Below are 8,545 nucleotides of genomic sequence, written 5' to 3'. Positions count from 1 at the left end.
CCCTGGCCCGGGACGCGCGCCGAGGCCCAGCCCGGCTCCCCCTCGGGCACGCGCTCCACGGCGTTCTCCGCCGCGTGCGGCGGTTCGCGGTGGAGCAGGTCGAAGAGCCGGTCCCAGCGTGCGAGCACCGCGTCCGGATGGAAGCGCAGCACCGCCGCGCGCGCCTCGGCGCCGAGGGCGCGGCGCAGGTCCGGGTCCTCGATGAGGCGCTCCAGCTCCCGGGCGAACGCGGCGGTGTCGCCCGGCTCGACCAGCACGCCGCCCCGTCCCTCCCCGGTCAGGGCCCGGACGCCCGGCGCGCAGTCGAACGCGACCGTGGGCAGTCCGTACGCCATGGCCTCCAGCACCGACATCGGGAAGCCCTCGGCCCGCGACGGCAGCGCGAAGACCGACGCCTCGACCAGCGCCTCCTCCACGTCGGCGACCACGCCGCGGAACTCGACCGAGCCGGACAGCCCGGCCGCCCGGACCCGGCCCCGCAGCTCCTCCCCGTCCGGCCCGCCGCCGTAGACGTGCAGCCGCCAGCCGGGATGGCGCGCGGAGACCCGCTCCCACGCCTCCAGCATCAGGTCGATGCCCTTCTCCGGGGCCAGGCGGCCGACGCAGGCGACGACGGGGAGATCGAGCGTGGGATGGACGGTCGGGGTGACGTGCAGCGCGTTCGGGATGTAGTCGACGTTGGTCATCCCGTCCCGCGCCCACGCGTCCGCGTCCTCGGCGGTGAGCACGAGCAGCCGGTCCACGTCCGCGTAGTTCTCCTTGACCCGCCGGTAGCGCGACGACCGGCGGGTGGCCGCGAACGACTCGTGGCTCATGCCCACGACGCGCAGCCCGCGCGTGTCGGCCAGCCGGACCCACTCCATCGCCCACACCTGCGCCGCGATCACGACCGATCCCGGCCGGGCGGCGGCGAACAGCTCCGACAGCCGCGCCGCGCCGCGCCGCTGCGCCGCCGCCCGCCACCGGTCGCGCCCGCGCGCGGAGACGTTCAGCCGCTCGCGGAGCCGCCTCGGCCGCCAGGCCATCGCGGGCGGGCGCCATCCGCGGTGCAGGACCTCGACGGCGTAGGAGCCGTCCCTGCCGTGGTGGTAGGGGTCCGGGCCGCTGGTGATCCCGACGAGGGTGACGCGGTCGCCGCGTCCCGCCAGGAGTCGCGCCATGTGGTGCGCCCAGCGCTGCAGGCCGCCCATCTCGTCGGCGTTGTTGCACACGATGAAGACGTCACGCGGTGCGGCCATTCCTTCTCCCCCTGTGGCGTTGCGGTTCTGCGGCCGGGAAGTAGCGGTCCACCACCGTCCGGGCGGCGGTGCCGCGTTCGTGCTCGCCGAAGGTCCGGGCGAACGCGCGGCGGCGGGGCGCGTGTTCGGCCTCCGCCTCGTCCAGGCCGGCGAGCGCGGCGACGAGCTCGTCCTCGGTGCGGGTGATCGGCCCGGGGGCGTGCCGCTCCAGGTCGAAGTAGCCGGCGGAGGGGTCGAGGACGCCCGGGAGGTGGAGCACGATCGGCCGGTCGAGCAGCGCGAAGTCGAACATGATCGAGGAGCGGTCGGTGATCAGCGCGTCCGCGAGGAGCAGCAGCGGCGTGACGTCGGGCGCGGCGCCCGCGTCCCGCATGACCGCGTGCGCGCCCGGCGGGAGGTTGGCCCGGCACAGGTAGTGGGGCCGGACGAGCATCACGAACTCCTCCCCCAGCTCGCGCGCGAACTCGCCGGGGTCGACCGGCGGCGCCAGCAGCCGCACCGGGCCCCCCTTCGGCCCGGTCGCGAACGTCGGCGCGTACAGGAGGACCCGGCGCCCGTCGTCCAGTCCCAGGGAATCCCGGAGCGCGGCCACCTCCGCGGAGAGCTCCGGGTCGCCGTCCGCGCCGTTGACGAGGGGATCGTTGCGCGGATACCCGGCCGGGAGCAGCACCGAGCGGACGCCGAGGCCGGCGCACAGGGTCTCCTCGTCGTGCCCGGACCTGATGAGGAAGCTGTCGAAGCGCCCGACCATCCGGCGGAGCCGCGCCCGCTCGGCGGCGGAGCCGTTCTTCATCCGCGGCTGGTCGAGGCCCATCAGCTTGTACGCCGACCCGTGCCAGGTCTGGATGTAGGTGGTCTCGGGTCGCTTGCGCAGACCGTCCGGATAGCCCTGGTTGTCGATCCAGAACCCGGCCCGCGCGAGCGCCGCGTAGTAGGCCCACGAGCCGCGCCGGACCAGCCTGGCGTCGTCCGGGAACCCCGCCGGCGACGACGCGTACGACCAGACGGCCTTCACCGGGTGCCCCGACCTGCGCAGCTCCCGGTAGATGTACTTCGGGTTGTCGGAGTACTGCCGGCCCAGATGGCTCTCGAAGACCACCAGGTCCCGGCGGACGGGAAGCCGGCTCAGCACCCGGTTGAAGACCGCGATCTTCGTCTTGCGCGAGGTCAGCCCCCGGCGGACGCCGCCGCCGGCCCGGCGGGCGCGCCGCCAGGCGAGCAGCCCTGCCGGGGCCACGGGGAGGCGGCGCGCGGCCGCGGCGGCGAGCCGGGCCCACGGGCTCCCCGCCTCCAGCCGGAACGCCAGGTGCCCGCCCTCGGTGACGTAGGAGCGGAGCCGGTCGGCGGCGAGCCGCGTCAGCCGGGGCCGGACGGGGAGCTCGACACCTTCCAGCCGGGGCGATTCACGGCCCTCGCCCAGCCGGGTGACGACGCTCTCACCGTCCACCCGGAGGCGGAGCCGCACGTCCCAGACCGGGTCGATGAACCCGGCCGGGCGGATCCGCCGCGTCGGGTCGAACTCGGCCTGCCACGTGAGCCGGTCGCCGTCGTGCCGGACGTCCGCCTTCACCCGTCCCTTGCGGGCGGGGCGCCGCCGGTCGCAGAACTCCAGGGTGCCGGACAGCTCGGCGTCCGGGCGGATCCTGTTCAGCGGGTTCAGCACGCGCCCGGCCATGCGGACCCGGCCGCCGCGCGTCTCCAGCCGCGTCACCGTGTTGGCCGGACGCAGCTCCTTGAGGGGGCGCAGGTGGAAGCCGAAGTTCGTGACGTCCAGGACGCGGCGGGCCAGCGCCCCGCGCGGGCGGCCCGCGCCCCAGAAGACCCGTCCGTCCCGCTCCACGAGCCGTGCGCGCAGCTCCGGCCGCTTGGCGGGGGCGTACACCGCGGCGGCGAGCGCGCCCGCGTGGTCGCCCTCGCGGACGAGGTACGCGGCGATCGCCGGCATCGTGTTGGCCTCCTCGAACACCCGCGGGTCCAGCTCGGCCAGGTAGCCGGCCGCGAGATCGAGGAAGCGGGCCCGGTGATCGGGGTCGTGGTCGCGCAGCTCCCGCAGGTAGAGCATCAGGTCGTGGTTGATGAACTTGACGTCCTTGGCCCGCCCCAGGTCGTGGGCGCCGCGCAGGGAGAACAGCATGTCGATGCGCCGGTGGATCTCCAGCCGGTCGGCGAAGTTGGCCAGCTCGGCGCGCCGGTTGGAAATGGACGGGGCGGGCGTCCGCTCGCTGACCAGCCAGTTGTAGACGCGGTGCGGGATCAGCGCCGTCGGGCGTGCCGCCAGGTACGCCTCGGCGGTGAACAGCAGGTCCTCGTAGTGCAGTCCCTCGACGAACCGGAGCCCGTACCGCTCCAGGAAGGACCGGCGGTAGATCTTGTTGGTCGACAGCGTGTCGTAGAGGAGGCGGGGGTTCGCCTCCAGCGACTCGTGGACGGCCCGCCGCCGGTAAAGCCACGGATACCAGGGGCGGACACGCCCGTCGGCGTGCTCCGGCACGTCCAGGAAGACCCGGTCGCACCGGCCGGAGACGATGTCGGCGCCGGTGTCCTCGGCCGCGCCGAGCAGGTTGAGGCAGGCGTGCCGGTCCAGCAGGTCGTCGCTGTCGAGGAACATCACGTGCCCGCCGGTGGACGCCTCGATCCCGGCGTTGCGCGGGCGGCCGCACCCGCCGGAGTTCGCCTCCAGGTGAACGGCCCTGACCCGTCCCGGATGCCGGGCGGCGAGCCGGTCGGCGGCCTGCGCGGTGCCGTCGGTGCTCGCGTCGTCCACGATGACCGTCTCGACGCAGCCGAGCGACTGGCCCAGCGAGGACGCCACCGCCCGCGGCAGCCTCCGCGCGTCGTTGTAGGCGATCACGACCACGCTGACGTCCGGGCGCATGGGCATCCCCCCGCGGTCACGGTCCCGGGGACGCCCCGGACCTCCGGCAGAGGCGTCCGACCGCGGCCTTCGCGTTCGCGGGCGCTCCCTCCCAGGCGCCGGTCGGACGCACGTGCACGGATTCCTTTCCAGGAACGCCGCGTTGAGGTCCAAGAGCGTTCAAAGGCTGTCAACGATTGGCATTACCCACCTTCAGCGGAGTCATTGGGCAGATCCCCCGGGAACGCCAGAAGGCGCCCGGCGAGGATGCCGGGCGCCTTCCGATCGGGAGGGCTGATCGCGGAGGATCAGGCCTTGTACTCGGGGTTGTAGTCGGGGTATCCGTAGCCCACGATCAGGGACTTGTCGCGGACCTTCTTCTCCACCGAGTTGTTGCTGTTGCCCTCGATGGTGCGGACGGTGCCGTCGCCGTTGTCCTTGACGACGATCCCGACGTGGTCGATGGCGCTGATGCTCGAGCCCCCGTCCCAGTCGAAGAACACGACCGAGCCGGGCTTGGCCTTCTTGCCCCAGCGGTCGGTGTCCTTGAACCAGGAGGCGTGCTGGACGGTGTAGGCGTCCCAGCCCATGTTCTTCACGCCCGTCTGGGCGCCGAGCCAGGAGACGAACATGTTGCACCACTGGGCGCCGTTGTAGGCGTCGACCGAGAATCCGCCGTCACGATCGGCGGTGGCCTTGGCGTGCGGCGTCGAGACGTACCAGTCGTGGAACTTGGTCTGGCCGCCCTTGCCTTCGCTGATGCCGATCTGCTTCTCGGCCAGCTTGATGACCTCGGACGGGTCGACGTCGCGCGGCGGCACCTTGTAGCCCGCCTGGCGCGCCTCGGCGGTGCTCATCGCCGCCGCCTCGGTCGAGGCGGAACCGTTCTCGGTGACCGCGGCGGCGCCCTGCTCGGCGACCACCGCCGCCTGGGTGGCGGTCTCGGCGACGGCGTCGCCGGTGAGGGGGTTGGCTACGGCGAGTCCGACGGCTCCGGCGAGCACCGCGCTGACGGCGACGCCTACGGCCTTGTCCTCTGCCGTGAAGTTCTTCAGGGAAAGTCGATCGATACGACCGGTCATGCAGGGAATCTCCTTGTCTCCCATGACGCCTACCGGGTTAGCTGACGGATTCGGGCATGGAAGCAGCCCTACGGCACGCCTTCGACGTGCCGATTCACCCCTGGAACCTGGGTCCCCGGCTCCGTTCCGGTCGCGTGGACCGGACGGACTCGGCCTCGCACCGCGGACGCGGTGCTGGATATTCGGATTGATCTCAGCGGACTGATCTCGATGAGAGGGCGCGCTCTCGGTTGGGCGCCCATCGCGTGCGGGTTCCGCTCCGCGATCCTCGGCCGCACATGGAACGGCCGGCGGCAACGCATGGGGTGCGCTGCGTGATTCGGATAGAAGGTACCAACCTTCTCAAGGAAAGCAAATCACGGACAAAACACTGTCTTGCCTGCTCAAAGACCTTCCAAGACACCACCAACACCGTCAGGTCCGGATGTCTTCCCGATCATTCCCCGACCGGCCCGCAGCCCTTTGCCACAGGGGGTTCGCGGGTCGCGGCGCAAAGGTAAAGAAATGGCCGCCGGCGACCGCCGGGACATGGCGGCCGGCCGCACCCCGCCCCAACCGGCCCCCTCAGGTGAGGCGCACATCACATTGCGTGATCATCGCAGGTCGTGCGTGCTTCGCGTCACTCCACGCGCACGGCGAAGAGCGTGGTGTCGTCGGCCTCCCGGTCGTGCTCCATGCGCGCGAGCACCTCGTCCAGCACCTGGTCCGGCCGCGCCGAGGTGTCCCGCAGGAGGCCGGTGAGGCGCGCGATCCGCTCGTCCAGGTCGGCGTCCCGGCGTTCGACCAGGCCGTCGGTGTAGAGGAACAGCATGTCGCCGGGGTCGAGCCGGGTCGTGATCGTCGTGTAGGTCCAGCCCTGCAGCGCGCCGAGCATCGGGTCGCGGACGACCTCCAGCAACTCCGCCCGCCCGCCGCGGACCAGGATCGGCGGCGGATGACCCGCGCACGTCCACTCCATGACGCGCCGTCCCGGGTCGAAATGGGCGATGATGGCGGTCCCCGTCGCCGGCGGGTCCATGGTTCCGACCAGCTCGTTCAGCCAGCCCACCAGCCGTCCGGACGGCTCGCCCGTGCAGGCGAGGCCCAGCAGCCCGTTACGGCTGCGCGCCATCGCCGCGGCCGCCGGAAGCCCGTGCCCGGCCGCGTCGCCGATGGCGATCAGCGCCCGCCCGTCGGCCAGTTCGCGGGTGGCGAACCAGTCCCCGCCGATGCGGGCGGTGCTCTCGGCCGCCATGCTGCGGATCGCGGTGATCAGGCCCGGCAGCCGCTCCACCTCGTCCTCGTCCGGCAGGATCGCGCGGCGCAGCGTCACCGCGACCCGCCGCTCCTGCGCCATCCGCTCCTGCTGCTTCAGCATCTGCCGCCGGGTCTCGGCCAGCGCCCGCTCGACCCCGCGCCGCCGCGTGATGTCCTGCGAGACGATGTTGATCGAGACCGGCAGCCCGGAGTCGCCCAGCACCGGCTCGGCGAACACCCACAGGTGCCTCGGCGCCCCGTCCCGGCCGATCACGCGGTGCTCGGTCTCCACCGGCTCCCGGCGCGAGAACATCGTCTGCACGGCCTCCTCGACCAGCGGGAGGTCGTCCTCGGCCACGACCTTCGGCAGGTCGTGCGGCGCCGGCGGCACCTCCTCGGGGGTGAGCCCGTAGTTGGCCAGCATCTGCGGCGTCCAGTCCGCCTCCCCCGTGGCCAGATCCCACTCGCCGAACCCCACCAGGGCGAGGCGCTCGACCCGTTCCAGCCGCCGCACCGTGCGGTCCTCGGCTTGGTGGTACCGCCAGATGAAGCAGATGCCGGTCGGCACCGCCACGCACCGCACACTCGTCCGGGACGAGCGGGACAGGCCGCGCTGGGCGGTCGTGTAAAGAAAAGAGGAACGTTCCAAGCAGGTACCGGTCTCCAGCACCTCGACGAGGTCGTCGAAGAGCCCGTTCAAGACCGCCCCGGGGTCCGTCTGCAGCAGCCGGCGCCCGGTCAGCTCCTCCCGGCCGCGCCCGAACATGTCCCGCGCGACGCCGTTGAGATCCGCGAAGAGGAAGTCCGCGACATTGCCGTCGGCCCCGCGGACCGGGACCAGATGGGCCGACGAGTCGAGCGTCGCGTCCAGGACCGCCCGCGCCATCGGGTCGTCCGGCACCCCGGCGAGGATCTCCTCGTCTCCCGCGGTGTCCTCGCCCGTCACCCGGCGCAGGACCTCCTCGGCCTCCGACATGGCCGCCTGGCGCTCCGCCGTGCCGCCCTCCGCGCGCGGCGCGCGGCCCCCGGCCAGCACGGCCCCGACCGGCCCGCCGCCACCGTCCTTGACCAGCAGCGACGCCGCCTCGGCAAGCTCCATGTCGAGATCGCGGGCGAGCCAGATCAGATGCTGCAGAGCCTCCCCCGGCGCGACACCGAGCCGCCGGGCCAGCACGACCCGGGCCTCGGACAGCACCGCACGGTCGTGCGCCGCGCCCCGCAGGTCCTCCAGGTCCGCCACGTGCACCCCGGGCTGCCCCGAGGCGCCCTCCGCATCCGACAACCGTGTCCCCCGTTCGGCGTTACCTGCCCCTGGGAGAAAAAAGCTACATACGTCAGCGACGGACTATTCGCCCAGAACCGAGTAAACAGTGCAGATCTTTGCCCGAGTTTTCCCTTCACACCCGAACTCGACCACTCCCGATGACCCTCCCGAGAGACGACGGTTCCCCGCCGTGTGACCCAGGTCACCCCGCCCGGTAGACCTGCCCGGTCAACGCCGTGATCCGCGCCGCCGCCCGCTCGAACGACGAGCCCGCCGGATGCAGCGTCAGCACCACCACGATCTTCTGCTCCCCCACGAGCCCGGACGTATGCAGCACCGGCCGCCCGATCCCGAGATCGGGCCGCCACGCCGCCGGCCGCGCACCCCGGCACGGCCCCGCCGGAGCGTCTCCGAACCCCGACCACCCCTGCTTCACGGCCCACGGCTTCTCCAGCGCCTGCGGAATGCCGAACGTCTGGTCGAACCCGTCCGTCCCGCACGGGGTCGCCTTGCGCAACTGCTCCAGCACGAACTCCCGGTGGGCGTCCGGCGCCTCGTCCAGCAGATACCGGTAGGTCTGCACCACGTCCCGCGCACTCAGCGCCGTGTACCCCCAGAACCCGGGCTTGTCCGCCGGCGGCCCCGCCGTCTCCCGCAACCCCGCCTTCGGCACCATCCGCTCAAGGATCTCGTCCTGCCCGCCCCGCCGCCACAACTCGGTCGCCGCCCCGTCGTCGCTCGACCGCAGCATGCGCCCCATCAGCGCCCGATCCTCCGCGGTGACCCGGTTCTCCTGCATGTAGTCCAGCGCCATCAGGATCTTCACCAGCGACGCCGACCGGAACGTCTGCTTCGCCCGCCGCTCCACCAC

At 72.6% G+C, this 8,545-nt stretch carries 5 protein-coding genes and 1 riboswitch; all 5 genes read right to left on the bottom strand.

What is annotated here, in order from left to right; translation table 11 throughout:
* Positions 1-1,238, bottom strand: a 1,238-nt coding sequence (locus E1281_RS33605) for a glycosyltransferase (protein WP_131883744.1), incomplete at its 3' end; no start/stop codon positions are given.
* A complete protein-coding gene (locus E1281_RS33600; protein ID WP_207943655.1) occupies positions 1,222-4,119 on the bottom strand; it encodes a CDP-glycerol glycerophosphotransferase family protein in 2,898 nt (965 codons plus the stop codon). The genes E1281_RS33600 and E1281_RS33605, both read right to left, overlap by 17 nt.
* Before the next feature lie 281 nt (positions 4,120-4,400).
* Positions 4,401-5,174 carry a CHAP domain-containing protein gene (locus tag E1281_RS33595; protein ID WP_165959219.1) on the bottom strand — a complete coding sequence of 258 codons (774 nt, stop codon included), beginning with the start codon at positions 5,172-5,174 and terminating at the stop codon, positions 4,401-4,403.
* Between the two features lie 10 nt (positions 5,175-5,184).
* A riboswitch (cyclic di-AMP (ydaO/yuaA leader) is annotated at positions 5,185-5,330 on the bottom strand.
* Between the two features lie 463 nt (positions 5,331-5,793).
* Entirely contained in the window at positions 5,794-7,692 is a 1,899-nt protein-coding gene (locus E1281_RS33590) for a SpoIIE family protein phosphatase (protein ID WP_131883743.1), read from the bottom strand.
* 184 nt (positions 7,693-7,876) lie between these two features.
* Positions 7,877-8,545: hypothetical protein (locus E1281_RS33585; RefSeq protein WP_207943654.1), on the bottom strand; the 669-nt coding region annotated here is incomplete at its 5' end.

Origin of the sequence: Actinomadura sp. KC345 (assembly GCF_004348515.1) — a bacterium.
Taxonomy (GTDB): Bacteria; Actinomycetota; Actinomycetes; order Streptosporangiales; family Streptosporangiaceae; genus Spirillospora.
Note: the sequence above shows the minus strand (reverse complement) of the source record. Positions and strands in the feature narration are given on the sequence as shown.